The following is a 26,670-nucleotide window of genomic DNA, read 5'->3' as shown; positions in this document are numbered from 1 at the left end:
CAAAAGACAGGAACAGGCAAGGCCTGGCAGGGCAGCGCCATTATGCGCTGGCAAAATCCAATGCCAATACATCGGCAATGGCAGCAGTATCGAGCAGGCACATCAGCAGCCGATCGACACCGACGGCCACCCCGGCACAGGCCGGCAGTGCGTCCAGGCTGGCCAGCAGGGCCTGGTCCAGCGGGGGCAGCACCGCGCCGCGTTCGCTGCGCACGGCATGGTCGCGGACAAAGCGGGCACGCTGCTCGGCAGCATCATTGAGCTCGTGGTAGCCGTTGGCCAACTCATAGGGGCCCAGGTACAGCTCGAAGCGTTCGGCCAGTGGCGGATCACCCGGACGGATCCGGGCCAGCGCGGCCTGGCTGGCCGGCCAGTCATGCACCACGGTCAGCACCTGTCGGGAAAACGCCGGCTGGATGCGGTGGGTCATCAGCAGGTCCAGCCAGTCATCGCGGCTCAGGCCTTCGCCGTCAATCTGGATCCCGGCCAGTGGCGCCTGCAGCTGCTGCAGGCTGGCGGTAAACGGATCCACCCCGACATGGCGCTGGAACAGCTCGCGGTAAGTGAGCACCTCCACCCTCGCCTGCCGGTCCACCAGGGCCAGCAACTGGCGCACCAGGCTCACCGTTTCCTCGATCAGGCGGTGGTGATCCCAGCCCACCCGGTACCACTCGAGCATGGTGAACTCCGGGTTGTGGCGGCCACCGGCTTCGCCGTTGCGGAACACCCGGCCCAGCTCGTAGCAGTCGCCCAGGCCGGCGGCGAGCAGGCGCTTGAGCGGATACTCCGGGGAGGTACGCAGCCAGCGCTCACGCGGCCCGGCGCTGACATGGCCACTGAAGCGGGTGGTGAAACTGTCGATGTTCGGCTCGGTGTTGCCGGCGGCCGAGAGGATCGGTGTTTCCACCTCGAGCACGCCGCGTTCGGCAAAAAAGCCGCGGATGGCCGCATTGACCCGGGCGCGCAGCAGCAGGGCGCGGCATTTTTCCTCGCTGAGCTTCACGCGCTCAGGTCCAGGCTCAGCAGGTCGCGCTGGTCATCGGCATAGCCGCAGGACAGGTACAGCGCCTTGGCGCGGGCGTTGTGGTGGTTGACCTCCAGCCGCATCACCGCTGCCCCCTGCTGCCTGGCCCACTGCGCCGCCAGCGCCAGCGCCTGGCGGCCCAGGCCCTGGCCACGTACCGCAGGCACCAGGTACAGCTCGTCGAGCAGCACGAAGCGTCCGCCCTGTTCGATGCTGAAGCACCAGCCCAGGGTGATGTAGCCGGCAAACGGCTCCTGCGCGGTGGACAGGATCAGGACCGCGCCATTGGCCGGTGCGGCCAGCAACTGCTGCAGGCCAGCCTGGACCCGCTCGTGGTTGAGCGGGATCTGGTCCTCACGATAGAAATCGGCGATATGGCCGGTCAGTACCGGCAGGTCCGCGGCGTCAGCCAGACGCCAGTCCAACGGGGTATTACCACTGCTCACAACACCACTCCCTGCTGTGCCAACCAGGCCAGCAACTGCTCTTCATCCCAGACCGGCACGCCCAGCTCCTGGGCCTTGGCCAACTTGGAGCCGGCCTCACTGCCGGCGATGACAAAACTGGTCTTCTTCGACACGCTGCCGGCCACCTTGGCCCCGAACTGCTCCAGCCAGGCCTTGGCCGTCTCGCGGCCCAGACGGCTCAGGGTACCGGTCAACACCACGGTCTGCCCATCCAGCGGGCCGGCAGCGGACGGATCCTCTTCCGGCAGCAGCGCTGCCAGCCGCGCCTGGGCCTGGGCCGCACGCAGCAGCAGCGCGGCGTTGTCGCCTTGCTCCAGCCACTGGGTCAGGCCAGCCACCACCGTCGCCGGCAGGCCGGAGGCGAGCAGCTGCGCCGGCTCGGCATCCACCAGCGCGGCCATGTCGGCCACCACTGCGGCCAGCGCCTCGGCGCGCTTTTGGGTGATGCCGGGAATCTCGCAGGCCACCAGCAGCGGGGCCAGCCCCAGCCCGGCGTGCAAGCGAGCAGAAGGCGGATGCGCATCCGTCACACTGACCCCGCCGGCCAGCAGCGCGTCGATCGCGGCCTGGTTGCCGGACTGGTCGAAGAAGTGGCCAATCGAACGGGCCACCTCGCCACCGATGTCCGGCACCTGCTTGAACAACGGCCACGGCAGCTGGCGGATCAGTTCCAGGTCACCAAACCATTGCGCCAGGGTCTTGGCCGTGGCCTCACCGACATGCTCGATCCCCAGCGCGAACAGCAGCCGTGCCAGCGTGGTGCGGCGGCTGGCATCGATGGCGGCGACCAGATTGTCGGCCCAGCGGGTGGCGATCTTCTTGTCGGCCCAGGCAACCTGCACCGGCAGCGCCAGGGCGCGCGCGCGCCAGTCATCAGCTGCCGACAGGGCCAGCAGCTGCGCCAGCGCCTGGCCACTGTTCAACGGCAGCAGATGCGGCTGCAAGGCCGCCACATAAGCCTCGACATCGGCCGCGTCCAGGATCAACTTCAGCTTGAGCAGGGTGTCGCGATCGATCGCGTACAGGTCGGCGACCGAGCGGACCAGGCCCGAGTCGACCAGCACCTCGATGAACTTCTCGCCCAGGCCATCGATATCCATTGCCTTGCGCGAAGCGAAGTGGGCAATGGCCTCCTTGCGCTGGGCCGGGCAGCTGAGCTCGCCGGAGCAGCGCCACACCGCCATGCCCTCCTCGCGCACCAGCTCGGCGCCGCACACCGGGCAGGCCTGCGGCATCAGCCACGGCGTGGTCGCCGGCGGGCGCAGCTCCAGCCGCACGCTGACCACTTCGGGGATGACATCACCGGCACGGCGCACGATCACGCTGTCGCCGATGCGCACATCCAGCCGGGCAATCTGGTCGGCGTTGTGCAGGGTCGCATTGGTCACCACCACGCCGGCCACCTGCACCGGCGCCAGCCGCGCCACCGGGGTGGCCGCGCCGGTGCGGCCGATCTGGATCTCGATGTCCTCCACCGTGGTGGTCTGTTCCTGGGCCGGGAACTTGTGCGCAATGGCCCAGCGCGGTGCGCGCGCGACAAACCCCATAGCCTGCTGGCCGGCCTTGTCATCAAGCTTGTAGACCACCCCGTCGATATCGAACGCCAACCGGTCACGCGCCTGGCCGATGCGCTGGTAGTAACCGAGCAGGCCATCCAGGCCGTGCACCACCTGGCACAGGTCGCTGACCGGAAACCCCCAGCGCTGCAACACCGCCAGGGTGCCGGCATGGGTATCGGGCAGTTGCCCGCCTTCGACCACACCGGTGGCATAGGCAAAAAAGCTGAGCCTGCGCTGGGCCACGACCCTGGCATCGAGCTGACGCAGGGTTCCGGCCGCGGCATTTCGCGGGTTGGCCAGTACCTTGCCGCCGCTGGCGCGGGCCTGCGCGTTGCAGGCCTCGAAATCGGCGCGTGACATGTACACCTCACCGCGCACCTCCAGCAGCGCCGGCCAACCGCTGCCAGTGAGCTGCTGCGGGATATCGCCGATCGTGCGCAGGTTGGCGGTGACATCCTCACCGGTACTGCCATCGCCGCGGGTCGCGCCCTGGACGAACACCCCGTCCTCGTAGCGCAGGCTGATGGCCAGGCCATCGAGTTTGGGCTCGGCCGAAAAGGCCAGGTCACATTCGGCCAGGTCCAGCCGCTCGCTGATGCGGCGGACAAAATCAGCCACCTCGCCCTCACTGAAGGCGTTGCCCAGTGACAGCATCGGCAGGGCATGGGTGACTTCGGCAAAACGGCCCGAGGCGCGGCCGCCGATGCGTCCACTGATCGAGTCCTCCGCCTTCAGCTGCGGATGCTCGGCCTCCAGCGCCTCCAGCTCGCGCAGCAGCGCATCGTATTCGGCATCCGGAATCAGCTGCTCGTCACGGTTGTAATAGGCCTCGGCGGCCCGCTCGAGCTGCTCACGCAATTGCGTGGCACGTTGGATGGGAGTCTGGGACATGACAGCTACTTGGTCGATCTGAACGCCAATTCTAACGGCTGGCTGCCCCCGCCCATGCGCCGGATCAACCGTAGCCGTGGCCGGGCGGCAGCATCGGCCTGCCGGCGGGCGCCCGCCTCGTTGTGCATACCCTGACGACCGCGGCCGGGTCAGCAGGCCAGGACCTTACCAGCGCGGCGGCTTGGTCAGTGGCGGCGCCTCGTGCTGGCGGTCGTAGGCACGCAGCTCGTCGCGGATGTGGGCAATGCGCTGGCGGCCGAGCGCGTTGCGGCTGTCATCCAACACCACCGCATCCAGCAGCTCGGCCATCCGCTGCACGATCGGCTCCATCTTCTCCCAGGCATCGAGCGCGGGAATCGGCGCCGGCAGGGTCAAGAAGAACGCAATGGCCGGGGTTTCCATCTGGCTGATGGTGGCCATGTCGAAGCTGCCCGGCTTCAGGATCGAAGCCATCGAGAACACCGGGCCAGCTTCCGGATTGCCTTCGAGCAGCCGGTGGAACACCTGCATATGCCCAAACACCATGCCGGTCTTTTCGGCGGCCACGACAATATCCTCGCCGCGCAGGGTCTGGCCGGTACGCGCGGCGACATACAGCGAAACGATCTTGTCGAAATCTTCTTGCACCCTCCTGCCCAGCTCGGTGGAAGCACCCGGCTCGGCAAAGGCAAGTTCGGCCTGCTGCATCGATGCAGCCGCCTCCTCTCCCACGGCCGGGGTCAGCAGCGGGCTGTCCGGGCTGTCATCACGCACAGGCTCACTGGTACGGCGACGGCCCTGTGCAGGCTTGGAGGGACGGCTGAACAAGTAAATCGCGGCAATCAACAACAGCCCTGCCGCCAGAATGCCAATGCGGACCCAGCTAGTGTCGGACATGGGATGATCTCGTTTCCAAAGTGTGCGCAGGATGGCACGTCACGCCGCGCCCGCCAATTGGGCCGCCTGCTGCAGGTCCACACTGACCAGACGGCTGACCCCGGGCTCGCGCATGGTAACCCCGCACAACTGCTCGGCCGCCTCCATCGTGGCCTTGTTGTGCGACACGCTCAGGAACTGCACGCTCTGGCTCATCTGCTGCAGCATCTGCGCCAGCCGGCCGACATTGGCCTCGTCCAGCGGGGCATCCACCTCATCGAGCAGGCAGAACGGGGCTGGATTGAGCTGGAAGATCGCAAACACCAGGGCCACGGCGGTCATTGCCTTCTCCCCGCCCGAAAGCAGGGACAAGGTGCTGACCTTCTTGCCGGGCGGACGCGCCATCAGCAGCACCCCGGCATCGAGCAGATCGCCTTCGGTCAGCTCCAGCCAGGCCTGGCCGCCGCCGAACAGACGCGGGTAGAGATCCTGCAGGCCGGCGTTGACCTTGTCGAAGGTCTGTTTGAAGCGGGCACGGGTTTCGCGGTCGATCTTCGCCATCGCCGCCTCGAGGGTTTCCAGCGCCGCGCTCAGATCCCCCTGTTGCTCTTCCAGCCAGGCATGGCGCTGGTTGGCCTGCTCGAACTCCTCGATCGCCGTCAGGTTCACCGCACCCATCGCCGCCAGCCTGGCATCGATCTGGCGCAGCTGGCGGTTCAATGCCGCCACCTCGCTGCCTGCCTCCAGCGCCGAAACGGCAGCAGGCAGATCCAGCTGGGCCTGCTCGGCCTGTGTGTGGACATGCCCCAGGTTCAACTCGGCTGCCTGCAGCTGCAGCCGCAGCTGCACCAGCTGCTCACGCTGCTCCTCGAGCCATTGCTGGCGCTGCTGGCGGTGGCCAGTGGCCTGCTCGGCCGCCAGTTCCGCCTGTTGCTGGTGCTGCTGCGCCTGCACCAGCGCCTGCCCGGCATCAGCCAGCTGCTGCTGGGCAGCGGCCACTGCCTGCTGCAACCGGTGTTGGTCCTCGGCTTGCCGGGTGTGCGCTGCATCGAGCTGGAGCAGGCGCTGCTGCAGCGCCTGCTGCTGGGCCAGCCCGCGTTGGAGTGCCTGGCCCAGCGCCGCCTGTCGTGCCTGCCCGGTTTCGCGCGCCAGCACCAGCGCCTGCTGCCGTTCGCGGCTGTCGGCAAGCTGGGCCTGGGCCAGTTCGCAATCATCCTCCAGCGCCTGACGCTGGCTGGCCAGTGCATCGCTGGCCTGTTGCGCCTGCGCCAGCGCCTGCTGGGCCTGGGCCAGCGTCGTCTCGATGGCCTGCAGCTCAGCGGCCAGCTGCCGCTGCTGTTCTGTCAGTGCCTGCTGCTGTGCCAATGCCCGTGCCAGTGCACGCTGCTGATCCTCGCGCTGTGCGCGCAGCACGGTGACACGCGCATGGGCGCCGGCCTGCTGTTGCCTTGCCTGGTCCAGCCCGGCAAGTGCCTGTTGTTCGTTACGGCGGGCGCCATCCACGGCCGCACGCGCCTGGGCATCGTCGCCTTCGGTAGCATGCAGCGTAGCGGCAGCGTGTTCGAGCTGCGACTGCAGCAGGGCCAGCTGTTGTTCGCGGGCCAGCACGCCGCTGTCGCCGGGGGGGCACCCACCCACACTGGCGAAGGCGCTGTGCAACCAGCCGGCTTCATCCAGCTGCCAGCCATCACCCGGCGCAGCAGCGCCAGGCAGCCCCACCGCGCCCAGCAGCCAGCGTGCCAGCGGTGGCCCCTGGACCTTGCTGGCCAGGCTGTCGGCGGCGACCGGCAAGGCCGGGGCGTGGTCGTCGGGAAGATCATCGACCAGCCGGCAGATGCCCTGCCCGTTCCACTGCGCCTGCAGTTGCCGCCGCTGCCGTGCCGGCACCACCAGTGCCTGCAGCCAGGGGCCGAGTACCGCCTCCACCGCGTCCTGGTAGCCGGCCTGCACCTTGAGCACACTGGCCAGCCGCGGCACATCGGCCAGCCCCTGCACCTGCAGCCAGTCCCGCTGCGCGGCATCATCGGCGCCCAGCGCAGCCGCCTGCAGGGTCTGCAATGCCACCTGTTGCGCGGCGAGCAACTGCTGCTGTCCACGTGCGGCCTGCAACGCCTGATCGGCCCGCTGTTGCGCCGCTTCGGCCTCGAGCCGCTGCGTGCTGCCCAGCGCGGCCTGGGCCTGTGCCTGCTCCAGCTGCTGCGCACAATCGTGCAGTGCCTGCTCGGCCTGGGCCAGGCCTTGCGGATCCTCCCCGGCCTGCAGCGCCTGCAGTTGCTCGTCCTGTTCGGCGATGCGCTGCAGCAGCTGCTGGTGCTGGCGGGCCATGAATTCCTGGCGGGTGCGCTCGCGGGTCACCGCGGTGCTGGCGTCATGCCGCTGGCGGGTCGCCTGCTCCCATTGCTGCTGCCAGGCACTGCGCCGGGCCTGCGCCTGGGCCAGGGCCTGCTGTGCCTGTTCCAACTGCTGGGCAGCCTGTTGCAGCTGCGGGGCCAGCGCGGCCAGCTGTGCCTGCTGCTGCTCATTGTCACTGCGGTCACGCTCAAGCTGCCCCTGCAGCTGGCCCAGACCGGTATCGGCCTGGGCCTGTTCGACCTGTTGCCGCTGCAGCAAGGACTGCGCATGGACCAGCATCTGCTGCAGCCGGGTGTGCTCGGCCTGCTGCGCATACACCGCGGCCTGGGCCTGTTCCAGCGCCTGCTGGGCTGCCTGCAGCTGCTGCAATGGGCCGGACTGGACAGCGTCCAACGCCTGGATCTGCAGCACCGCCGCATCCACCTCCGTCTGGCGGCGCAGAAGCTGATCGGCCAGCTGCTGGCGCTGCTGTTCGGCCTGGCGGTACTGCAGCGCCAGCACCTGCCCTTGCAGCTGCTGGCGCTGGCCCTGCCACTGCTGGTACTGGCTGGCCTGTTCGGCCTGGACGCGCAGATGCTCCAGCTGGCGGCCAATCTCGCCACGCAGATCCTCCAGCCGCTCCAGGTTCTCGCGCGTCTGGCTGATCCGGCCCTGGGTCTCGCGCCGCCGCTCCTTGTACAGGCTGATGCCGGCGGCCTCTTCCAGGTACGCGCGCAAGGCCTCGGGCTTGGCATCGATGACCTGGCTGATCATCCCCTGCTCGATGATCGCGTAGCTGCGCGGCCCCAACCCGGTGCCCAGGAACAGGTCGGTGATGTCGCGCTTGCGGCAGCGGCTGCCGTTGAGGAAGTAATCGCTGCTGCCATCGCGGGCCACCCGGCGCTTGACCGAAATTTCGTCAAAACCGGCGTACTGGCCGCTGATCAGGCGGTCGCTGTTGTCAAACACCAGCTCGACACTGGCCTGGGAGACCGGCTTGCGCGAGGCCGAGCCGGAAAAAATCACATCACTGAGGGCTTCACCACGCAGACGGCCAGCCGAGCTTTCGCCCATCACCCAGCGCACCGCATCGATGATGTTGCTCTTGCCGCAACCATTGGGACCCACGACCACGGTGAAGTTTGACGGCAACAGCAGCGTTGTCGGGTCAACAAACGACTTGAAACCGGAAAGTTTGATCGAGGTCAGGCGCATGCAGGGCTCGTGCCCGGTCGGGGCGGGCAATACTTCCCAGTATAGCCAGCCCCCGGCGGCATAAAAAAAGACGGGCCCGAAGGCCCGTCTTTATGGCTCATGCCGGCACGGCATTGGCTCAGGCGTCGGCCTGGACCACAACCTTGACGTTGGCCGAGACGTCGGCGTGCAGCTTGACGATGACATCGTATTCGCCAATCTGGCGGAACGCGCCTTCGCCCAGGATCACTTCGCTCTTCTCCACGGCCAGGCCGGCAGCGGTGAAGGCTTCAGCGATATCACGCGGACCAACCGAGCCGTACAGCTTGCCTTCGGCCGAAGCGTGCGAGCCGATGGTCACCGAGGCGCCTTCCAGCTTTTCAGCGCGGGCGGCAGCTTCGGCGTGGATCGAGGCAGCCTTGGCTTCGTACTCGGCGCGCTTGGCTTCAAAAGCAGCCACGTTGGCTTCGGTTGCCGGCACGGCCTTGCCCTGCGGAACCAGGAAGTTGCGACCATAACCCGGCTTGACGTCGACCAGGTCGCCCAGACCACCGAGGTTGGTGACCTTTTGCAGAAGAATCAGCTTCATTGTTTCAACTCCGTTATTCGTTAGCGGTGCGCCAGGCGCACCGCAACGTAGATGCTGTCCGAATAAGACAGAAAACGTTCACCGTGCGACAGGCACCAGGCCTGTCGCACACCGCGACATCAGACGTCGTGGTTGTCGGTGTACGGGATCAGGGCCAGGAAGCGGGCGCGCTTGACAGCGGTCGCCAGCTGGCGCTGGTACTTGGACTTGGTGCCGGTGACGCGCGAGGGCACGATCTTGCCGTTCTCGGTCAGGTACTGGCGCAGGGTGTTGAGATCCTTGTAATCGATCTCCTTCACACCTTCAGCAGTGAACTTGCAGAACTTGCGGCGACGGAAGAACTTGGACATGAGAGGTCTCCTTACTCAGCAACGGCGTCGTCGCCGGCTTCATCGTTGGTGGAATTGATGGCCTCATCGTCGTCACGACGACGGCGCTCACCGCGCTCCGGCTTGTCACCCTTCTCGTCCTTGCTCTTCATGATCAGCGACTGCTCGGTATCGGCTTCGTCGCGCTTGATCACCAGGTTGCGCAGGATGGCATCGTTGAAACGGAAGGTTTCAACCAGCTCATTCATGACAGCCTGGTCGGCTTCGATGTTCATCAGGACATAGTGGGCCTTGACCAGGTTCTGGATCGGGTAAGCCAGCTGACGGCGGCCCCAGTCTTCCAGACGGTGGATGGTGCCGTTGCCTGCTTCGATCATGCCCTTGTAGCGCTCGACCATGGCCGGGACCTGCTCGCTCTGGTCCGGGTGGACCAGGAACACGACTTCGTAATGACGACTCATGTTTTTATTACCTTGTGGATGTGACCCTTGCGGGCCGGTCAGCCCCCCGCACGATCATGCCGGCGGTGGAGCAAGGAGCCCTGCACGCCGGCTTGGCCGGGCGCAGGTAAGCGGGAAATTATGCTGGATCCAACCGCGCAAGGCAAGCGCCCGGCCTGCCGCCGCGGTTGGTTCAGACGCTGCACGCCGGTTCAGGCCTTTTCGGCATCGGTGGTGAAGCTTTCGCCGCAGCCGCATTCGGCCTTGGCATTGGGGTTGTCGAACACGAACACCTCGCCCAGCCCCTGCCTGGCGAAGTCGATGGCGGTGCCATCGACCAGCGGCAGGCTGGTGGCATCGACATACACGCGCACGCCGTCCTGCTCGAACACGGTGTCATCGCTGCCGGCCTGGGTGACCAGGTCGGTGACATACCCCCAACCCGAACAGCCGGTGCGCTTGACCCCGAAGCGCAGGCCCAGCGCCCCGTGCTGGCGTGCAACGAACTGGGCCACACGGGCATGGGCGGCGGGGGTAAGGGTGATGGCCATTGCATTCTCCTGCTCAAAGCAGCGGCCATTATAGATCGCCTGCGGCAATGCCTCGCGCCAACGCGCCGGCAGTCGTAAACTGTGCGGTCACAGATCGAGTCGATCAGCAGAAGGATTCCAAGACATGACGGTGGTCAGCGTTGCACAGGCCCTTGCCGGGAAGTTCCCGGAAGGCGGGGAAGTTACGGTCCGCGGCTGGGTACGCACCGTTCGCGGCTCAGCGGCCTTGGCTTTCGTCAATGTCAGTGATGGCTCCGGCTTTGCCCCGATCCAGGCCGTGGTCGCCGATGGCCTGTCCAACTTCGACGAGGTCAAGCGCCTGACCCCGGGCTGCTCGGTGATCGTCACCGGCACCCTGGTGGCCTCGCAGGGCAAGGGCCAGAGCTACGAGATCCAGGCCTCGGCGGTGGAGGTGGTGGGCTGGGTCGAGGACCCGTTGACCTACCCGATCCAGCCCAAGCCGATGAGCCCGGAGTTCCTGCGCGAGGTTGCCCACCTGCGTCCGCGCACCAACCTGTTCGGCGCGGTCACCCGCATCCGCAACTGCCTGTCGCAGGCCGTGCACCGCTATTTCCACGAGCGTGAGTACTGCTGGATCTCGACCCCGATCATCACCACCTCCGATGCCGAAGGTGCCGGCCAGATGTTCCGGGTCTCGACCCTGGACCTGGCCAACCTGCCGCGCGATGGCGCCGGCAACGTGGATTTCAGCCGCGACTTCTTCGGCAAGGAAACCTTCCTGACCGTGTCCGGCCAGCTCAACGTCGAGGCCTATGCGCTGGCACTGAGCAAGGTCTACACCTTCGGCCCGACCTTCCGTGCCGAGAACAGCCACACCACCCGCCACCTGGCCGAGTTCTGGATGGTGGAGCCGGAAATCGCCTTCGCCGACCTGGCCGAGGACGCCCGTGTGGCCGAGGACTTCCTGAAGTACCTTTTCAAGGCTGTGCTCGATGAGCGCGCCGATGACATGGCCTTCATCGCCGAACGCGTGCAGAAGGACGCGATCACCCGTCTGGAGAAGTTCATCGAAGCGCCGTTCGAGCGCATCGAGTACACCGACGCGATCACCCTGCTGCAGAAATCCGGCAAGAAGTTCGACTACCCGGTCGAATGGGGCCTGGATCTGCAGACCGAGCACGAGCGCTGGCTGACCGAGGAACACGTCGGCCGCCCGGTGGTGGTGACCAACTACCCCGAGCACATCAAGGCCTTCTACATGCGCCTGAACGATGACGGCAAGACCGTCGCGGCGATGGACGTGCTGGCCCCGGGCATCGGCGAGATCATCGGCGGCTCCCAGCGCGAGGAGCGCCTGGACATCCTGGATGCACGCATGGCCCAGTTCGGTCTGGATCCGGCCCACTACCAGTGGTACCGCGATTTCCGCCGCTATGGCTCGGTGCCGCATGCCGGCTTCGGCCTGGGCTTCGAGCGCCTGGTGGTCTACGTCTGCGGCCTGTCCAACATCCGCGACGCCATCCCCTACCCGCGCGCACCCGGCTCGGCCGAATTCTGAGAGTGAGCAACGAGTGATGAGCAACGAGCAACGAGTAAAAGCCAAACCAGCGCACCACGGCGCCTTTCTCTCGTTGCTCACTCCTGCCCCCTCGTTCCTCGCCCCATGATCCTGTTCCTGGCCCTGTGCTGTGTCGGGGTGGCGATCGCCGGGTTCTCGGCCTTCGTGATCTTCTGGCCGTTGACCCTGATCCACCTGCGTGACCGCCACCCGCAGCTGCATGCGCAGTTTGGGCCTGGCGCTTTCCTTGGCCGCCAGCCGCTGGGCTGGCTGCTGCGCCGCGATGACCGCGCACTGGCCGACCGCTCGCTGAGCGGGCTGGCCGCGCCGGCCCGGCTGGCATTACTTACCCTGCTGGGCGGGGCGGCCCTGGCTGCCGCGTTCTGGCTGTTTTCACAGGTATCTGCATGACTGACTTCGTTTCCCCACCCGAGCAATGGTGGCTGGCCAGCCTCGGCCGCACCCTGATCTGGGCACGCCTGCGCGTGCGCGAGGCCGGCACCGCCGAAGTGCTGGACAGTGATGGCAACACGCTCAATTACGACAGCGAGGACACCGCCCGGGCGATGCTGTTTGACGCTGAATTTGTTGCCTGGGACGGCCTGGACCAGGACGATGCGCTGGCACGCGGCTTCAGCCTGGACGAAGTCGCGCCGCCGCAGGCGGCCAGCGATGAAGACCTGGTGCCCCTGATGGTCCGCCAGCTGGGCGCGCGCGCCTGACTTTTCCAAGCGCCGGCGCTGCCGCCACCGGCCAGGGCGGGCACGTATTTCCCCGAGGAAAGGCAATGATCCAGATCCAGCAACTGCTGAAAAACAACAAGGAATGGGCCGACCGCATCGCCCAGGAAGATCCCACTTTCTTCGAACGCCTGTCCAAGCAGCAGTCGCCGGAGTACCTGTGGATCGGCTGTTCCGATTCGCGGGTGCCGGCCAACCAGATCACCGGCCTGGCCCCGGGCGAGGTGTTCGTGCACCGCAACGTCGCCAATGTGGTGGTGCAGACCGACCTGAACTGCCTGAGCGTGGTCCAGTTCGCGGTGGACCTGCTCAAGGTCAAGCACATCCTGATCGTCGGCCATTACGGCTGCTCCGGTGTGCACACCGCCCTGCACGGCAACCGCGTCGGCCTGGCCGACCTGTGGCTGCGCCATGTCGCCGATGTCGCGCACAAGCATGCCGACCTGCTCAATGCGATCGAGGACCCGGCCCTGCGTCATGCGCGGCTGTGCGAACTGAACGTGATCGAGCAGGTGGTCAACATCTGCCGCACCACCGTGGTCAACGATGCCTGGGACCGCGGCCAGAAGCTGATGATCCACGGCTGGGTCTACAGCCTCAAGGACGGCCGCGTGCGCGAGATGGGCATTGATGTCGGCTCGGCCGCCGAGCTGGATGCGGCCTACCAGAAGGCGCTGGCCCACGTGCCACGCCAGGGCCCGCGCGACTGACGTTTCCCCGCGCCGGCCCGAGGCCGGCGTTTTTCTTTACCCGTTTGCTGGAGGGTGCCCATGCACCAGGACAGTTTCCTTTTCTATGACCTGGAAACCTTCGGCCAGGATCCGCGCCGCACCCGGATTGCCCAGTTCGCCGCGGTGCGTACCGACAGCGCCCTGAACGTACTGGAGGAGCACAGCTTCTTCGTGCGCCCGGCCGATGACCTGCTGCCCTCGCCGATCGCCACCCTGATCACCGGGATCACCCCGCAACAGGCACTGGCCGACGGGGTCAGCGAGGCGGCGGCGTTTGCCCGCATCAGCGACCTGATGAGCACTCCGCGCACCTGCACGCTGGGCTACAACACGCTGCGCTTTGACGATGAGTTCGTCCGCCACGGCCTGTTCCGCAACTTCTTTGACCCCTACGAGCGCGAATGGCGCGGCGGCAACTCACGCTGGGACCTGCTGGACATGCTGCGGCTGATGCACGCGCTGCGCCCGGAAGGCATCGTCTGGCCGCAACGCGCCGATGGCGGCGGCACCTCGTTCAAGCTCGAACACCTGGCCACCGCCAACGGGGTACGCGTGGGCGATGCGCACGAGGCGCTGAGCGATGTGCATGCCACCATCGCGCTGGCCCGGCTGTTCAAGCAGTACCAGCCCCGGCTGTGGGAACACGCCTTGAAACTGCGTGACAAGCGCCATGTCGCCGGCCTGCTCAATGTCAGCGCCGCACAACCGCTGCTGCACGTTTCCATGCGCTACCCGGCCAGCCGGATGTGCGCCGCGCCGGTGCTGCCGATCACCCTGCACCCGCAGATTGCCAGCCGGGTCATCGTGCTGGACCTGGATGAGGACCCGCAGGCATTGATCGCGCTGCCGGCCGAAGCGATTGCCGAGCGCGTGTTCATCCGCCGCGAGGACCTGCCCGAAGGCGTGACACGGATCGGCCTGAAGGAAGTACATACCAACAAATGCCCGGCGCTGATCCAGTGGGCACACCTGCGCGCGGCAGATTTTTCGCGGCTGCAGATCGAACCGGAGCTGGTCCAGCAACGCATCGACACCCTGGCCCCGCACCTGCCGGCAATCGCCGAGAAGGTACGCCGCGTCTACGCCGGCAAGGAGGCATTGCCGCCCGGTGACGCCGATGGCTCGCTGTATGACGGCTTCCTGGCCGAGGGCGACCGTGCCCTGCTGCCGGCCGTGCGCGCCTGCCCGCCACAGGCACTGGGCGAATTCGCGCTGCGGCTGCGTGATGGCCGGCTCAAGACCCTGCTGGCGCGCTACCAGGCGCGCAACTTCCCCGACAGCCTGGATCCAACCGCGCGTGCACACTGGAATGCCTGGCGCCGCCAGCGCCTGGCCGAAGGCAGCCCGATGAGTGAGTACAGCCTGGACAGCTACCGCGCCGAGATCACCCGCCTGCGCAGCGAACATGCCGGCGATGCCGGAAAACTCGCCCTGCTCGACGCACTCGATGCCTGGGGCAATGACCTGGAGGCCAGCCTGTGAGCGGCTATTTCTCTGCGGCCAGCCTGCGCTTCCTGGCGCAGTTGTCGGCCAACAACAACAAGGCTTGGTTCAACGAACACAAGGCGCAGTACGAGCAGCACGTGCGCCAGCCGTTCCTGCAGCTGATCACCGATATCGCCCCGGACATCCAGGCGATCAGCCCGCACTTCCGTGCCGACCCGCGCACGGTCGGTGGCTCGCTGTACCGCATCCAGCGCGATGCGCGCTACTCGCACGACAAGTCACCCTACAAGGGCTGGCAGGGCTGCCGCTTCTACCACGAACACCGCCGGCTGCAGATCGTGCCGCTGTTCTACCTGCACCTGCAGCCGGGCAACTGTTTCCTCGGCGGCGGGCTGTGGCATCCGGAGCCGGCCAACCTGCAGAAAGTGCGCCAGTTCATTTTCGACAACCCGGCCAGCTGGGAACGTGCCGCCCACGCTCCGGCAATCACCACACGCTTCGTGCTGGAACAGGACGAGAAGCTGCAACGTCCGCCGCGTGGCTACCCGGCCGACCACCCCTTCATCGAGGACCTGAAGCAGCGCAACTGGGTGTATTCACGTGCACTGAGCGAAGCGGAAATATGCAGCCCCCAGCTGCGCCAGACCCTGGTGGCCGACTACACCACGCTGGCACCGTTCATCGATTACCTGTGCGCGGCGCTGGACCTGGAGTTCTGATCCGGCCGACGCCGGCAGCAGCCCGGTATCATTGAACGATGTCACGTCCTGCGCTTGTTCCGCTGTACCTGCCGATCACCGCCAGCGCGGCAGCCGGTTTTTTCGAGCACGCCCGGCTGCCACCGCTGCCGGTGGAGCGGGCCGCACTGTTTGTGGTCATGGCACAGCTGGAGCAGGCGCAATCGCACAGCCACCTGCAGGTACTGCTGCGCCAGGCCCAGCAGCTGTTTGCGCAGCAACCGGAAAACGGCGCGCAGACGTTGCTGCAGCAGCGCCTGCAGCTGGCTGACCGTGCCCCTGAGCAGATCCACCGCCAGCTGGCCGGCGCCGCCATCACCTATGCGCCGGATGAGCTGATGCACAGCCAGGCCTGGCGTGGCGCCGACGGGCTGTATGACCTGGCTTTCCAGCAGGCCTGCCGCGGCAGCCTGCAGCCGTTTGCCATCCGCCTGGCCGCGCCGTCCTCCGAGCCCGAGGCCGAGGCCGAACCGCTCAACGCCCGCCGCCGGCCACGGCCGCAACTGGCCATCCACGGCACCCGCGACCAGCATGTGGTGGCCTCGGTGATCAGCGCCGGCGATGGCGAGCACATCCAGGTGCAGGCCTATGCCGGCACCGGCAAGACCCACCTGATCCACCGCATGACCGCGGTGCTGGGCACGGCCTTCACCTATATCGCTCCCAGCCAGGGCCACCTGTTCGGTTTCCAGCAGGCCGCCAGGGCCAGTGGCAACACCGTGCGCGCCTTGCATCTGTGGGGCCTGGCGCATGAACTGGCGCAGCTCAATGCGCAGCGGCTGCAGCTGGGTTTCGTCCCCCGGCGCATCAGCGCCACCTACCCGCCGGCCGAACAGGCCCGCATCCTCGGCATTCCGGCCCTGGGGGCGCACAGCCCGGCGCAGGTGCTGATGATCTGCCAGCGCATCATCAAGCGCTGGTGCCACACTGACTCACCACTGCTGAGCCTGCGCGAGATCAACCGCGACACTGCCGGCCTGTCCGGCCCCATGGCGGCCAACCTGCTGGCCAGCTGCGAGCACCTGTGGCGGCAGATGTTCCAGCGCCAGGCCGTGCACGGCCACCTGCTCAGCGTCGATATCGTGCACCTGGCCAAGTGGCTGATGGTGACCGGGGCACAGATCCCGGCGCACTTTGGCACCTTGATCATCGATGAGGCGCACGACCTGCAGCCGGCCTGGCAGTACCTGTTCTCCCGCTACCCGGGCGGTTGCGTGCAGATGGGCGACCCCAACCAGCGCCTGCGCGGCAAGCCACGGCCGAGCCACGGCGTGCAGCAGGTCTGGATGGGGCAGTCGGTACGCATCGGCAACGGGGTCGAGCATCTGGTCAACACCACCCTGGCCCTGGGCGGCAATGATCCGCAGGCCCAGGGGTTTGCCGCCTCGCGCTCGCACATCACCGCCCGCCGCAGCTACAGCGACCCCGCAGGCTTGCCGGGCGAAGGCCTGCGCGTGTTCGGCAACCCCGATGCGCTGCTGGACTTCCTGCTGCAGCTCACCGCTGCGCAGGCCGCGAGCGTGGCGGTCCTGCCGGCCAGCGCACGTGCGCTGCGCCAGCAGGCACTGGGGCTGATCGACCGCCATCGCCAGCAGCAGGCAAGGATCGCCATGCAGTGGCAGGCCACGGCCCAGCAGCTGCAGGACGCTGGCTGCAGCGCACTGCGCCAGCGCATCGAGGACGGCTTCAGCCTGGCCGCGCTCGATGCCCTGCTCGCCGCCAGCGCCGATACCGACAACGCGGCGCTGCTGCTGGGCCTGGTCGAACATGCCAAGAACCTGGAAGCCGATGTGGTCGCCCTGACCCCCTGCTGCTTTGACCGCAGCGTCGAGCAACGGCATTACCACCCGGCCCGTGCCGCCTACCAGGCCATGACCCGCGCCAGGCACGAGCTGTGGCTGCCGGGCGACGGCATGGACCGCCTGCGCTCCACGCCCATGCCCGAGGGCTACTGAGCCCGGCCAGCGGCCGCGCCGCCAGCCGGGCCGGGCTTACGGCAACAGCACCACGCTGTGGCCCAGGCCACGGGTCTTGCGCACGCGGATCTGTACCGGGATGCGCTCCTTGACCGCCTCGACATGGCTGATCACCCCGATCAGCTTGCCCTGGGCATTGAGCGAATCCAGTGCGTCCAGCGCCAGGTCCAGCGCGTCCGGGTCGAGCGAGCCGAAGCCCTCGTCCAGGAAGAACGACTCGATCCGGGTACGGTGGCTGACCAGGTCCGACAGCCCCAGCGCCAGCGCCAGCGAGACCAGGAAGCTCTCGCCACCGGACAGCGTGCGCACATCGCGCACCACGTCCGCCTGCCAGCTGTCGGCCACCCGCAGGCCCAGCCCGCTGCCGCTGCGCTGCAGGCTGTAGCGGCCGGCATCCAGCCGCTGCAGGTGGGTATTGGCCAGCAGCAGCAGCCGGTCCAGGGTCAGGCCCTGGGCGAAGGTGCGGAACTTGTCGCCGTCACGCGAGCCGATCAGGCCGTTCAGGCGCTCCCACACGTCAAGCTCGGCCTGCGCCGCGGCGATGGCCTGCTGCAGCTGGCCCAGTTCGGCCAGCCGCTGGTCGTCGGCGGCCAGCGTCGCGCTGATCGCCCCCTGGCGGTGGGCCAACCCCTGCCAATGCACTTGGACCTGCTCGAGCGCGACGCGCAGCTCCGGCTCGGCTTGCGTGGTCAGCGCCTGCGCCTGCAGGCCAGCCACCCGCTGCTGCAGCTGGGCGACGACCACCGCCGCCTGCTGCTGGCGCTGGCGCGCCTGTTCGATGCCCTGCTCCAGCTGCTGCCGGCGCTCTGGCGCCAGCCGCCGTGCCTGCAGCTGGGCCAGATCGGCCAGCCCGTTGGCCGCCAGCGCGTGCGCCAACGCGTCGCTGCAGCCGGCGGCTGTTTCGGCCAGCGCCTGCTCGCGACCCTGGGCGTTGGTGGCGTGCTGCGCTGCCTGGCTGGCGCGCTCGCTGGCGTCGCTCCACTGCGCGATCGCCTGCTCCAGCGTGCCGCTGGCCGGCCCTTCCGCTGCGGCAACCTCGGCCCCCAGCCGCTGCTGCCAGTGTGCCAGCCGGGCCGCCGCCTCGGCGGCGGCCTGCTCCTGCCCGCGCAGGCCGGCGGCCAGCGCTTCGTGTTCGCCGGTCCAGCCCTGGTAACGCTGCCAGTGCGCCTGGCGCTGCTCCAGCCAGGCCTGAGGATCGGCGTCAAGCACACCGGCCGGCCACTGCGCGGCCAGCTCCCGGCCCTGGCTCTGCCAGGCCTGTTCGGCAGCGGCGCTTTCCTGCTGGCGCCTGCCGCACTGCACCCGGGCACGCTCGAGCACCTCGCGATGCAGGGCCAGCGTGACCAATGCGGCTTCCAACTGCTGCTGCAGTTGCTGCTGGTCATGGCGGGCCTGCTGCAGGCGCACAGCTGCGGCCTGGGCCAGATCCAGCTGCTGGCGTAGCGCGCGACCGTCGGCCTCCAGGTGCCTGAGCTCGGCCTCCAGCACCGCCAGCGCAACGCCGGCCATGCCGGCGCTGGCCAGGGTGTCGGCATCGGCCTGCCACTGCGCCTGCGCCTGCGCCAGCTGCTCGCCACGCGCCTGCATCAGGGCCTGCGCGCGGGCCAGGCCGGCCTGCGCCTGCTGCACTGTTAGCAGCGCGTGGCGGTGTTCTTCCTCGACGGCGGCGACCGCCTGCCCTGCAGCCTGCAAGGCGGCATCCACATCGCCATCGATACCCGGATGCTCCAGCGCGCCGCACAGCGGACAGGGCTGGCCATCGCACAACTGCTGCCGGTGCGCGGCAAGGCCGGCGACGGTCTGCTGCAGCTGCAGGATCTGCTGCTTGTCGACCAGCCGGGACGTGACCGCATCCAGTTCCGCCTGTGCCTGGCCCAGCGCCAGCTGCGCCTGGCCGGCAGCCTGCTCGGCCTGCTGGTGCCCGGCACGCAGCCCGTCCAGTACCTGCCCTGCCTGCTGGTGGCGCTCAAGCAACGGACGCAGCGCAGCGCGCTGGCGGTATCTGTCGGCCAGCACCTCGCGGCGCTCGGCCAGGCCGGCGACGGTCTGCCCGGCCAGCACCGCGGCCAACCCGGCGTCAGCCTCGGCCACCCGGGCATCGGCCGCTGGCAGCTGCTGCTGCAGCACCGACAACGCTTGCTGCTGCTCTGCCAGCCGGCGCCCGGCGTCCTGGACCTCGACTTCGGCCTGTGCCTGTGCGCTGCGCGCCTTCTCGCGCGTGCTGGCAGCGGCCCGCCATTGCTGTAGACCCAGCTGCCAGGCCGGCAACGCGGCCCCGAGGCCAGCGTCATCGGCATGGGCCGCCAGCAGCGCTGCAACCTCATCGCGCTGCTGCTGCAGGGTGTCCACCGCCGCCTGCGCGGCCTGCGCCTGCGCAGCAGCGATCGCCACTACCCGCCTGGCCTGCTCGCGCTCGGCGGCGTGGGCAGCGGCCTGTTCTTCGGCTGCCTGCCGCTGCGCCTGGCGTGCGGCGGCCAGCGCGCCATCGGCCTGCTCGCTGGCCTGCCACGCCGGCCAGGCCTGCTCGGCCGGTGCGGCTGCCGCCAGCGTGGCCTGGTCGGCCGCGGTATCGGCCAGCACTGCCTCGGCCTGCGCCAGGGTCGCCTGGGCCTGGGCCAATTCGACGCCGGCGGCCTCAAACTGACGCCGCCAGGCCAGCGCGGCAGCGGCCTGATCGCGCTGCACCTGCACCGTTTTCAGCTGCTCCTCCAGCTGCGCCAGCTCGGCCTGCAGCTGCGCACGCGCCTCGGCCGCCAGCGCCGGCTGGCCGGCCGCACGCTGCTGCAGCAGTTCCAGCGCCTGGCGCTGCTGCTTGGCCTGCTCGAACACCTCGGCCGAGATCCGGCCATAGACCTCGGTGCCGGTGAGCTGCTCGAGCAACCCGGCACGCTCCTTGTCGTCGCTGTTGAGGAAGGAGGCGAAATCCCCCTGGGCCAGCAGCACCGAGCGGGTGAAGCGCTTGTAGTCCAGCCCGGAAACCGCCTCGACCAGCTCTTCCTTCTCGCGCAGCTTCTCGGTCAGGATCCGGCCGCGACCGTCCGCCCCGGCCGGGTCGACCAGGGCCAGTTCGGCGTCGGGTTGCTGCAGCTTGCCGTCGATGCGGTTGCGCGCCCGGCGTTGGCTCCAGCGGGCGCGGTAGTGCTGGCCACGGGCGAGGAACTCGACCTCGGCGTGGCACTCGGCAGTGTGCTCGGTCATCAGCGGGTTGGCGCTGGCGCTGAGCGCATCAAAGCGCGGGGTACGGTGATACAGCGCCAGGCAGATCGCATCCAGGATCGTGGTCTTGCCGGCCCCGGTCGGCCCGGTGATCGCAAACAGGCCATCGGCAAAGGCTGGTGCCTGGAAATCCACATGGACATCGCCCTTGAGCGAATTGAGGTTGCGTAGGCGCAGCGACAGGATCTTCATGCCGCCCCCTCCTCGAGGCGGGCCACGACCGTGGCAAAGCGCTCGCGCAGGGCCTGCCGCTGTCCGTCCTCCAGCGCGGGCTCGGCGGCGAGCCGGCGCTCGAACACCTCGGCCGGGGCCAGCTCGTCCAGGTCCTGCAGCACCGGGGCCAGCGCCGGCTGGCTGGCACGCCGGCGGCGCAGGCGCAGCACTTCCAGCGGCCGGTCCTCGACCAGTGCGGCCACCCGTGCCGGCAGGTCGGGCAACAGCTCATCACCAACAACCTCCACCTCCAGCCAGGCGACCTGGCCAGCAGCCAGCGTGGCGGCCACCGCGTCCAGCTCGGCCGGCAGCCTGGCCAGCGTGGCGCTGATCCGTGCCAGCGGCTGGAACACCGGCACTTCCAGCGGCGTGACCGCCTGCAGCCCCGCCGCATCCAGGTCCACCAGCAGCACCTGCTTGGCCACGCCCAGCTCGTCAAAACCCAGCGCGATCGGCGAGCCGCTGTAACGGATATGGCCCGACGCACTGACCTGCTGCGGGCGGTGGATGTGGCCCAGTGCGATGTAGTCGGCCGGCGGGAAGGCATCGGCCGGGAAGGCCGACAGCGAGCCGACGTAGATCTCACGCACCGATTCGCTGCGGCTGGCGCCGACGCAGGTCAGGTGGCCGGTGGCCACGATCGGCAGCGGCCGGCCCAGCGCCTGCCGGCGCGCCAGCGCCGCGGCGTGGATGGCCGCGTAATGGCCGGCGATCCCGGCAACCAGGTCCTGGCGCGCGGCTTCGGTTTCCTGTCCGGGCAGCGACGGGCGCACCTCGCGGGCACGGATGAACGGCACCGCGCACAGCAGCGCGCCGGGCTGGCCGTCGCGACCATTGAGCGCGAACACATGCTCGGCCGCGGGCCGGTCCAGCGAAGGCACCACCCGGGTATGCAGGCGTTCGAGCAGCTGGCGCGACTCGCCCAGCACCGCCGGCGAGTCATGGTTGCCACCGAGCACCACCAGCTGCACGCCGGCGTCGTGCATGTCGAGCACGAACTGGTGGTAGGCCTCGCGTGCATGGCTGGGCGGGCTGGCGGTATCGAACACATCGCCGGCCACCACTACCGCATCGACCGCCTGCACGACGACCTGCTCCAGCAGCCAGGCCAGCAAGGCGGCATGTTCAGCCTGGCGGCTCTTGCCAAAGAAGTGTTGGCCCAGATGCCAATCGGAAGTGTGCAGCAGACGCATGAGCCGTCCTTGGGGAAAACCACATTAGCGCGGCATTGTGTCGCACCGGCTGCGACAGGCCCAGCACCGGCGCAATCCGCTTACCGGCATTCATGCAGGACACCTGCGGTTGCGGCAGGCTGGCAGCCCCTGTTCTGGAGCAACGTGATGCGCAGACCCGGCCTGTGGCTCAGCCTGATCCTGGCGTTGTTGTTGGCATTGGTGGCGTTGTGGGCGGCCGGCCCCTGGCTGGCAATGCGGGGAATCGAGCAGGCGCTTGCACAACGTGACCCGGCCAGGCTGGAACGGCATGTCGACTTTGCCGCGCTGCGGGTGAGCCTGAAGGCGCAACTGGCTGACCGGTTGGTACATGCGGCCGGGCCGCAGCTGCAATCCAGCCGCCTGGGCGGGCTGGCCCTGCTCGCCGCCACCGGCCTGGTCGGTGCCAGTATCGACACCATGGTCACCCCGCTGGGCATCAGCGCCCTGCTCCACGGCCAGGGCGGCTGGCGCAAGGCCACCGGCAACACTGAAACGGCCGACACCCATTCGCCGCCGGCAAGACCGCAACCCTTTGCCCGGATCCACTGGCGCTACGAATCGGCCAACCGCTTCAGCGCCAGCCGGCAGGATGGCGACGGCCACATCACCGTGTTCATTTTTCAACGTCAGCAGCTGCGCTGGCGCCTGGTCGACATCCAGCTGCCGCCCGGTTGGGCGGCAGCCGATGTCCTTGGCTAGCTCTCAGGCCCGCTTGGCCGCCGGCGCCGGTTCGTGCAGGAACGCTTCCAGTGAATCGTCCAGCGCCTTCATCCACGGGGTATGGTGAGCCGGGGCCAGGGTGCCGGTCAGTACCGAACGGTAGCGCTGGTCACGGTAGCCGAGGATGTCGCGCTTCTTGTCACGCTTCCATTGCTTGAAGATTTCCGCCACCTGTTCGATCGGGAAATCCGGGTAATCGGAGGCATCGACCAGGTCGCGCACGTAGGCGGCCTGGAAGTCGATCTCCTGGTCGGCGTTGCTACAGGCCTGCTCACGCTGTTGCCAGTGCTCGCTGTCGGCCTGCATGGCCGCCTTGTCCGGCAACGGCAGCCGGCCCATCAACAGGTCGCGTGCCAGCCAGGCCTGGGCATCGAACATGTTGAAGGTGTAGTACTGGTCCTGCATGCCCAGGTAGATCAGCCCCGGGTCGTCGATGAAGACCACGCCCTTGTACAACTGCCCCGGGTACAGCCGGTTGTGGGTGCGCAGGGTCAGTTCGTCCGGCAGGAACGGAAAGTGGTGGCGGTAACCGGTGCACAGTACGACCGCATCGACGTCCTTGCTGCTGCCATCACTGAAGTGCGCGGTGTTGCCCTCCATGCGCAGCAGCAGGGGCTTTTCCTCGAAACTGGACGGCCACTGGTAGCCCATCGGCCGGCTGCGGTAGCTGAAAGTGACCGAGCGCGCACCGTACTTGTAGCACTGGGTACCGATGTCCTCGGCCGAGTAGCTGCTGCCCACCAGCAACAGGTCCTTGTCGGTGAATTCGCAGGCATCACGGAAGTCATGTGCATGCAGCACACGCCCGGGGAACTGCTCCAGGCCCTCGAAATACGGCACGTTCGGCGTGGAGAAGTGGCCGGTGGCCACGATCACATGGTCAAACTCCTCGGTGATCAGGGTGTCGGCCTTCATGTCACGCACGGTGACCTGGAAGCGCCCGCTGTCGGCATCACGCTGCACCCAGTGCACGGCCATGTTGAAGCGGATCTGCTCGCGCAGGCCACTGCGTTCGATCCGGCCCATGATGTAGTCGCGCAGCACCGCGCGCGGTGGATAGGAAGCAATCGGGTGGCCGAAGTGCTCTTCGAAACTGTAGTCGGAAAATTCCAGTGCTTCCTTGGGCCCGTTGGACCACAGGTAGCGATACATGCTGCCGTGGACCGGTTCGCCGTAGGCATCCAGGCCGGTACGCCAGGTGTAGTTCCACATCCCGCCCAGGTCGGACTGCTTTTCATAGCAGACCACCTCCGGAACCGGATGGCCTTGACGGCGCAGGGAATCAATGGCGCGAAGCATGGCCAGGCCGCTGGGGCCGGCACCAAGTACTGCGATACGCATGGACATTCGTGTTGTGTCTCCTGTGTAGCGACCGCAGCACGGCTGCGGTCCTGCGCAAGGCGCGAACACGCCCACGCTGCGTAACGTGGGCGCACGAGTGCCGGCAGGCCCGCAACGGGCCCGTGGTGGGAAGGAAGGCGCACAACGGCGCTAAGACAGGGCAAGGGCCACTGCCACCACTACCGGCGAAGAGGAGCGCACTGCCAAGGGCAGGCGGCTCGGCGATCCCCCGCCATGGCGTGGGGAGCGATGAAGACTAACATAGATGAATGAACGGCCCGTTCAGCCTGGCTGCCTGAAGCGCACCGCTGCCAGCGGCCGGGCTTGCAGCCGCTGGTGATGACCGGCGCAGCGCCGGGCCTCGGCCACCGGCACGCAGCACTGGGCCGCAGACCGTGGCCACTGCTCCGGCGCGGCGCTGGGCTGTTCGATCACCTGGCCCAACCACACAGTCGGCAAACGCCAGGCAGCGCTGGCGATATCCGCATGATCGACCGCCGAAAAGCGGCCATTGAGGCTCGTCCGTTGCTGGCGCGGCCATCGGTTGTGCGGGCCACTGGCCAACCATGGCCCACCCGGCAACGACTGCCTGGCAGCAGGCTCAGGCAGCAAGCCTACATTCCTGCCGCGGTCATACTTGTTGGCAGATACCCGGTTGAAGACCATCTGCTAGCGGCAAAAGGTGCCGTTGAACCACGCGGATCAAGCAAAAGCGGCCACTTGTTGCCGCACGCTCACGGGCGTGTCTCGTTGGCCACCCCGTGCGGAACATGGCCGGCGGTGACATGGCGGCTGGCGCTGTCGATGTTGTGGCGCGAGTCGTCAAAGAAGATGTCCGCGCCAAAGGCCTCCAGGAACGGGCCCTTGTGCCGCCCACCCAGGAACAGCGCCTCGTCCAGACGCACGCCCCAGGCACGCAGCGTGCGGATCACCCGCTCATGCGCCGGTGCCGAGCGCGCGGTGACCAGCGCGGTGCGCAGCGGGCAGTGCTCGCCGGCCGGCAACACCGCCTGCAGTTCATGCAGGGCCGCAAGGAAATTGCGGAACGGCCCGCCGGACAGTGCCTGGTGGGCGTTCTCGCGTTCATGCCGGCCGAAGGCCTCCACGCCGTGCTCGCGGCTGATCCGCTCGCCCTCGTCGCCAAACAGCACCGCATCGCCATCAAAGGCGATGCGCAGCTGGTGCTCGCTGCGGTTGGTGTCGCCCAGGCCCAGAGTGCCGGCCTCGCCCGGTGCCTGCGGCAGGATGGTGGCCGCGGCAATGCCATGGGCCAGCGCCCGCTGCACCGAAACCGGATTGGCCGACAGGAACAGATCGGTGCCAAACGGTTTGACATACGGCCAGGTCGGCCCACCGGCGGTAAAGGTCGCGCGCACGATCTCCAGCCCGTAATGCTGGATCGAACTGAAGATGCGAAGCCCGGTATCGGCCGAGTTGCGCGACAGCAGGATCACCTCCACCCGGGGGCTGCCCTCGGGCAACTGGGCGTTGAGCGCCAGCAGCTTGCGTACCACCGGAAAAGCCACGCCCGGCTGCAGCAGCTCATCCTCGCGCTGGCGCTGGTACTGCGCATAGGCCTCCAGGCCCTCGCGCTCGAACAGGGCATTGCCCTCTTCCAGGTCGAACAGGGCACGCGAGGTGACCGCCACGGTCAACAGGCGCGGATGGTTATCGGACAGGTACGGCGTGTTGGTCATGACTCATCCTGGAACAACACCGTCGCAACAGCTGCGACGGGCGGCAAGGGTATCCCGGGGCGCACACTCAGGACAGAAACTGCTCGTTCAAGATGCGCTCTTCCAGGTTGTGCTCCGGGTCGAACAACAGGCTGACATGGCGCTGCGACTGGACGATGGTGACCTGCAGCACATCGCGGGTCTCGTGCGAATCGGCGGTGACGCTGACCGGCCGCTTGACCGGATCCAGCACCCGGAAACGGACCACGGTATTGGCCTTGAGGATGGCCCCTCGCCAACGCCGCGGCCGGTAAGCAGCCAACGGCGTCAGCGCAATGGTCTGGCTGCCCAGCGGCAGCACCGGGCCATGCGCGGAATAGTTGTAGGCGGTGCTGCCGGCCGGGCTGGCCACCAGCACGCCATCGCCGACCAGCTCGGGCAGCCGCTCCTGGCCATTGAGGTCAATGCCGATATGCGCGGCCTGGCGGGTCTGGCGCAGCATCGAGACATCGTTGTAGGCGCGCTCGCTGACCTGCTCGCCGCCGGCAGTGAATGCGGTCATTTCCAGTGGATGCAGGTGCGCCGGCTGGCCGCCGGCCAGCCGCTGGCACAGGTCATCCTCGGGCCGGTGCTGGTTCATCAGGAAACCGACCGTGCCCAGTTTCAGGCCGAACACCGGCAGGCCAAGGTCACCATGCCGGTGCAGGGTCTGCAGCATGAAGCCATCACCGCCAAGCGGGCACAGGACATCGGCCTGTTCCGGCTGCCACTGCCCGTAGCGGGCGGTCAGTTCGGCCAGGGCCTGCTGCGCCGGAGCGGCGGAACTGGCCAGAAAAGCAATGCGCGGGCTGGACATCGATCACTCCACAAGGATCGCGCGAGCATACCCGCTGCTGACGCCGGTCGCAGCC

General features: G+C 67.8%; 22 protein-coding genes. 8 read left to right on the top strand and 14 right to left on the bottom strand.

Annotated features, from left to right (window positions below; translation table 11 throughout):
- Positions 1-40: 40 nt before the first annotated feature.
- The 9 genes from epmA to ABB25_RS09025 all read right to left on the bottom strand — a co-directional run bounded on the left by epmA (position 41) and on the right by ABB25_RS09025 (position 10,230).
- On the bottom strand, positions 41-1,003 hold the full coding sequence (epmA, locus tag ABB25_RS09065; protein WP_057666048.1) for an EF-P lysine aminoacylase EpmA: 963 nt from the start codon (positions 1,001-1,003) through the stop codon (positions 41-43).
- Positions 1,000-1,470 (bottom strand): GNAT family N-acetyltransferase, encoded by a 471-nt coding sequence (locus ABB25_RS09060; RefSeq protein ID WP_057666045.1) that lies wholly within the window; start codon positions 1,468-1,470, stop codon positions 1,000-1,002. Before ABB25_RS09060 ends, epmA begins: the two co-directional genes overlap by 4 nt.
- Entirely contained in the window at positions 1,467-3,941 is a 2,475-nt protein-coding gene (gene ligA / locus ABB25_RS09055) for an NAD-dependent DNA ligase LigA (protein WP_057666044.1), read from the bottom strand. The genes ABB25_RS09060 and ligA overlap by 4 nt, the downstream gene beginning before the upstream one ends.
- A gap of 165 nt (positions 3,942-4,106) precedes the next feature.
- Positions 4,107-4,817: a cell division protein ZipA gene (gene zipA, locus ABB25_RS09050; protein ID WP_057666042.1), complete on the bottom strand. Its 711-nt coding sequence runs from the start codon at positions 4,815-4,817 to the stop codon at positions 4,107-4,109.
- 39 nt (positions 4,818-4,856) lie between these two features.
- Complete coding sequence (locus tag ABB25_RS09045; RefSeq protein WP_057666040.1) at positions 4,857-8,342, bottom strand: AAA family ATPase; 3,486 nt, start codon at positions 8,340-8,342, stop codon at positions 4,857-4,859.
- Positions 8,343-8,460: 118 nt separating this feature from the next.
- Positions 8,461-8,910: a 50S ribosomal protein L9 gene (rplI, locus tag ABB25_RS09040; RefSeq protein ID WP_057666039.1), complete on the bottom strand. Its 450-nt coding sequence runs from the start codon at positions 8,908-8,910 to the stop codon at positions 8,461-8,463.
- Positions 8,911-9,029: 119 nt separating this feature from the next.
- Complete coding sequence (gene rpsR / locus ABB25_RS09035; protein WP_002804494.1) at positions 9,030-9,260, bottom strand: 30S ribosomal protein S18; 231 nt, start codon at positions 9,258-9,260, stop codon at positions 9,030-9,032.
- A gap of 11 nt (positions 9,261-9,271) precedes the next feature.
- Positions 9,272-9,700, bottom strand: a complete 429-nt coding sequence (gene rpsF / locus ABB25_RS09030; protein ID WP_057666037.1) for a 30S ribosomal protein S6 — start codon at positions 9,698-9,700, stop codon at positions 9,272-9,274.
- A gap of 191 nt (positions 9,701-9,891) precedes the next feature.
- On the bottom strand, positions 9,892-10,230 hold the full coding sequence (locus ABB25_RS09025) for a HesB/IscA family protein (RefSeq protein WP_057666115.1): 339 nt from the start codon (positions 10,228-10,230) through the stop codon (positions 9,892-9,894).
- A gap of 124 nt (positions 10,231-10,354) precedes the next feature.
- Here ABB25_RS09025 and asnS point away from each other — a divergent pair, with 124 nt between their 5' ends.
- From asnS to ABB25_RS08990, 7 genes are all read left to right on the top strand, one after another.
- Complete coding sequence (gene asnS / locus ABB25_RS09020; protein WP_057666035.1) at positions 10,355-11,749, top strand: asparagine--tRNA ligase; 1,395 nt, start codon at positions 10,355-10,357, stop codon at positions 11,747-11,749.
- A gap of 105 nt (positions 11,750-11,854) precedes the next feature.
- A complete protein-coding gene (locus ABB25_RS09015; RefSeq protein ID WP_057666034.1) occupies positions 11,855-12,160 on the top strand; it encodes a hypothetical protein in 306 nt (101 codons plus the stop codon).
- Positions 12,157-12,471: a hypothetical protein gene (locus ABB25_RS09010; protein WP_057666032.1), complete on the top strand. Its 315-nt coding sequence runs from the start codon at positions 12,157-12,159 to the stop codon at positions 12,469-12,471. Before ABB25_RS09015 ends, ABB25_RS09010 begins: the two co-directional genes overlap by 4 nt.
- A 65-nt stretch (positions 12,472-12,536) precedes the next feature.
- Positions 12,537-13,199 carry a carbonate dehydratase gene (gene can, locus ABB25_RS09005; protein ID WP_057666030.1) on the top strand — a complete coding sequence of 221 codons (663 nt, stop codon included), beginning with the start codon at positions 12,537-12,539 and terminating at the stop codon, positions 13,197-13,199.
- A 60-nt stretch (positions 13,200-13,259) separates the two neighbouring features.
- Positions 13,260-14,702, top strand: coding sequence for an exodeoxyribonuclease I (sbcB, locus tag ABB25_RS09000; protein WP_057666029.1), 1,443 nt, complete (start codon positions 13,260-13,262; stop codon positions 14,700-14,702).
- Complete coding sequence (locus ABB25_RS08995; RefSeq protein ID WP_057666027.1) at positions 14,699-15,385, top strand: DUF2461 domain-containing protein; 687 nt, start codon at positions 14,699-14,701, stop codon at positions 15,383-15,385. The genes sbcB and ABB25_RS08995 overlap by 4 nt, the downstream gene beginning before the upstream one ends.
- A gap of 38 nt (positions 15,386-15,423) precedes the next feature.
- Positions 15,424-17,358 carry a DEAD/DEAH box helicase gene (locus ABB25_RS08990; protein ID WP_057666023.1) on the top strand — a complete coding sequence of 645 codons (1,935 nt, stop codon included), beginning with the start codon at positions 15,424-15,426 and terminating at the stop codon, positions 17,356-17,358.
- A gap of 36 nt (positions 17,359-17,394) precedes the next feature.
- Here ABB25_RS08990 and ABB25_RS14970 read toward each other — a convergent pair whose 3' ends face one another.
- Both ABB25_RS14970 and sbcD read right to left on the bottom strand, forming a co-directional pair.
- Positions 17,395-20,787, bottom strand: a complete 3,393-nt coding sequence (locus ABB25_RS14970; protein WP_057666022.1) for an AAA family ATPase — start codon at positions 20,785-20,787, stop codon at positions 17,395-17,397.
- Positions 20,784-22,001 carry an exonuclease subunit SbcD gene (gene sbcD / locus ABB25_RS08980; protein WP_057666020.1) on the bottom strand — a complete coding sequence of 406 codons (1,218 nt, stop codon included), beginning with the start codon at positions 21,999-22,001 and terminating at the stop codon, positions 20,784-20,786. The genes ABB25_RS14970 and sbcD overlap by 4 nt, the downstream gene beginning before the upstream one ends.
- Before the next feature lie 147 nt (positions 22,002-22,148).
- Here sbcD and ABB25_RS08975 point away from each other — a divergent pair, with 147 nt between their 5' ends.
- A complete protein-coding gene (locus tag ABB25_RS08975) occupies positions 22,149-22,721 on the top strand; it encodes a DUF2939 domain-containing protein (protein WP_057666018.1) in 573 nt (190 codons plus the stop codon).
- Between the two features lie 3 nt (positions 22,722-22,724).
- Here the strand turns inward: ABB25_RS08975 and ABB25_RS08970 are convergent, their stop codons facing one another.
- The 3 genes from ABB25_RS08970 to ABB25_RS08955 form a co-directional block, all read right to left on the bottom strand.
- Positions 22,725-24,089: a flavin-containing monooxygenase gene (locus tag ABB25_RS08970; RefSeq protein ID WP_057666016.1), complete on the bottom strand. Its 1,365-nt coding sequence runs from the start codon at positions 24,087-24,089 to the stop codon at positions 22,725-22,727.
- A gap of 728 nt (positions 24,090-24,817) precedes the next feature.
- Positions 24,818-25,762 carry a 5'-nucleotidase gene (locus ABB25_RS08960; RefSeq protein WP_057666113.1) on the bottom strand — a complete coding sequence of 315 codons (945 nt, stop codon included), beginning with the start codon at positions 25,760-25,762 and terminating at the stop codon, positions 24,818-24,820.
- Between the two features lie 85 nt (positions 25,763-25,847).
- Complete coding sequence (locus tag ABB25_RS08955) at positions 25,848-26,615, bottom strand: NAD kinase (RefSeq protein ID WP_057666013.1); 768 nt, start codon at positions 26,613-26,615, stop codon at positions 25,848-25,850.
- Between the last annotated feature and the right edge of the window lie 55 nt (positions 26,616-26,670).

It is taken from the genome of Stenotrophomonas koreensis (assembly GCF_001431525.1).
Classification (GTDB): domain Bacteria; phylum Pseudomonadota; class Gammaproteobacteria; order Xanthomonadales; family Xanthomonadaceae; genus Stenotrophomonas; species Stenotrophomonas koreensis.
The sequence above is the reverse complement of the archived record's forward strand: the minus strand, read 5'-3'. Positions and strand labels throughout refer to the sequence as shown.

Bases quoted from the DNA above. Each gene is read 5' to 3' on its own strand.
- ABB25_RS08975 (WP_057666018.1), top strand. From the start codon at position 22,149: ATGCGCAGACCCGGCCTGTGGCTCAGCCTGATCCTGGCGTTGTTGTTG.
- ABB25_RS14970 (WP_057666022.1), bottom strand. From the start codon at position 20,787: ATGAAGATCCTGTCGCTGCGCCTACGCAACCTCAATTCGCTCAAGGGC.
- ABB25_RS09015 (WP_057666034.1), top strand. From the start codon at position 11,855: ATGATCCTGTTCCTGGCCCTGTGCTGTGTCGGGGTGGCGATCGCCGGG.
- sbcD (WP_057666020.1), bottom strand. From the start codon at position 22,001: ATGCGTCTGCTGCACACTTCCGATTGGCATCTGGGCCAACACTTCTTT.
- asnS (WP_057666035.1), top strand. From the start codon at position 10,355: ATGACGGTGGTCAGCGTTGCACAGGCCCTTGCCGGGAAGTTCCCGGAA.
- zipA (WP_057666042.1), bottom strand. From the start codon at position 4,817: ATGTCCGACACTAGCTGGGTCCGCATTGGCATTCTGGCGGCAGGGCTG.
- ABB25_RS09025 (WP_057666115.1), bottom strand. From the start codon at position 10,230: ATGGCCATCACCCTTACCCCCGCCGCCCATGCCCGTGTGGCCCAGTTC.
- ABB25_RS08990 (WP_057666023.1), top strand. From the start codon at position 15,424: ATGTCACGTCCTGCGCTTGTTCCGCTGTACCTGCCGATCACCGCCAGC.
- ligA (WP_057666044.1), bottom strand. From the start codon at position 3,941: ATGTCCCAGACTCCCATCCAACGTGCCACGCAATTGCGTGAGCAGCTC.
- sbcB (WP_057666029.1), top strand. From the start codon at position 13,260: ATGCACCAGGACAGTTTCCTTTTCTATGACCTGGAAACCTTCGGCCAG.
- rpsF (WP_057666037.1), bottom strand. From the start codon at position 9,700: ATGAGTCGTCATTACGAAGTCGTGTTCCTGGTCCACCCGGACCAGAGC.
- rpsR (WP_002804494.1), bottom strand. From the start codon at position 9,260: ATGTCCAAGTTCTTCCGTCGCCGCAAGTTCTGCAAGTTCACTGCTGAA.
- rplI (WP_057666039.1), bottom strand. From the start codon at position 8,910: ATGAAGCTGATTCTTCTGCAAAAGGTCACCAACCTCGGTGGTCTGGGC.
- ABB25_RS09010 (WP_057666032.1), top strand. From the start codon at position 12,157: ATGACTGACTTCGTTTCCCCACCCGAGCAATGGTGGCTGGCCAGCCTC.
- ABB25_RS08970 (WP_057666016.1), bottom strand. From the start codon at position 24,089: ATGTCCATGCGTATCGCAGTACTTGGTGCCGGCCCCAGCGGCCTGGCC.
- ABB25_RS09045 (WP_057666040.1), bottom strand. From the start codon at position 8,342: ATGCGCCTGACCTCGATCAAACTTTCCGGTTTCAAGTCGTTTGTTGAC.
- ABB25_RS08955 (WP_057666013.1), bottom strand. From the start codon at position 26,615: ATGTCCAGCCCGCGCATTGCTTTTCTGGCCAGTTCCGCCGCTCCGGCG.
- can (WP_057666030.1), top strand. From the start codon at position 12,537: ATGATCCAGATCCAGCAACTGCTGAAAAACAACAAGGAATGGGCCGAC.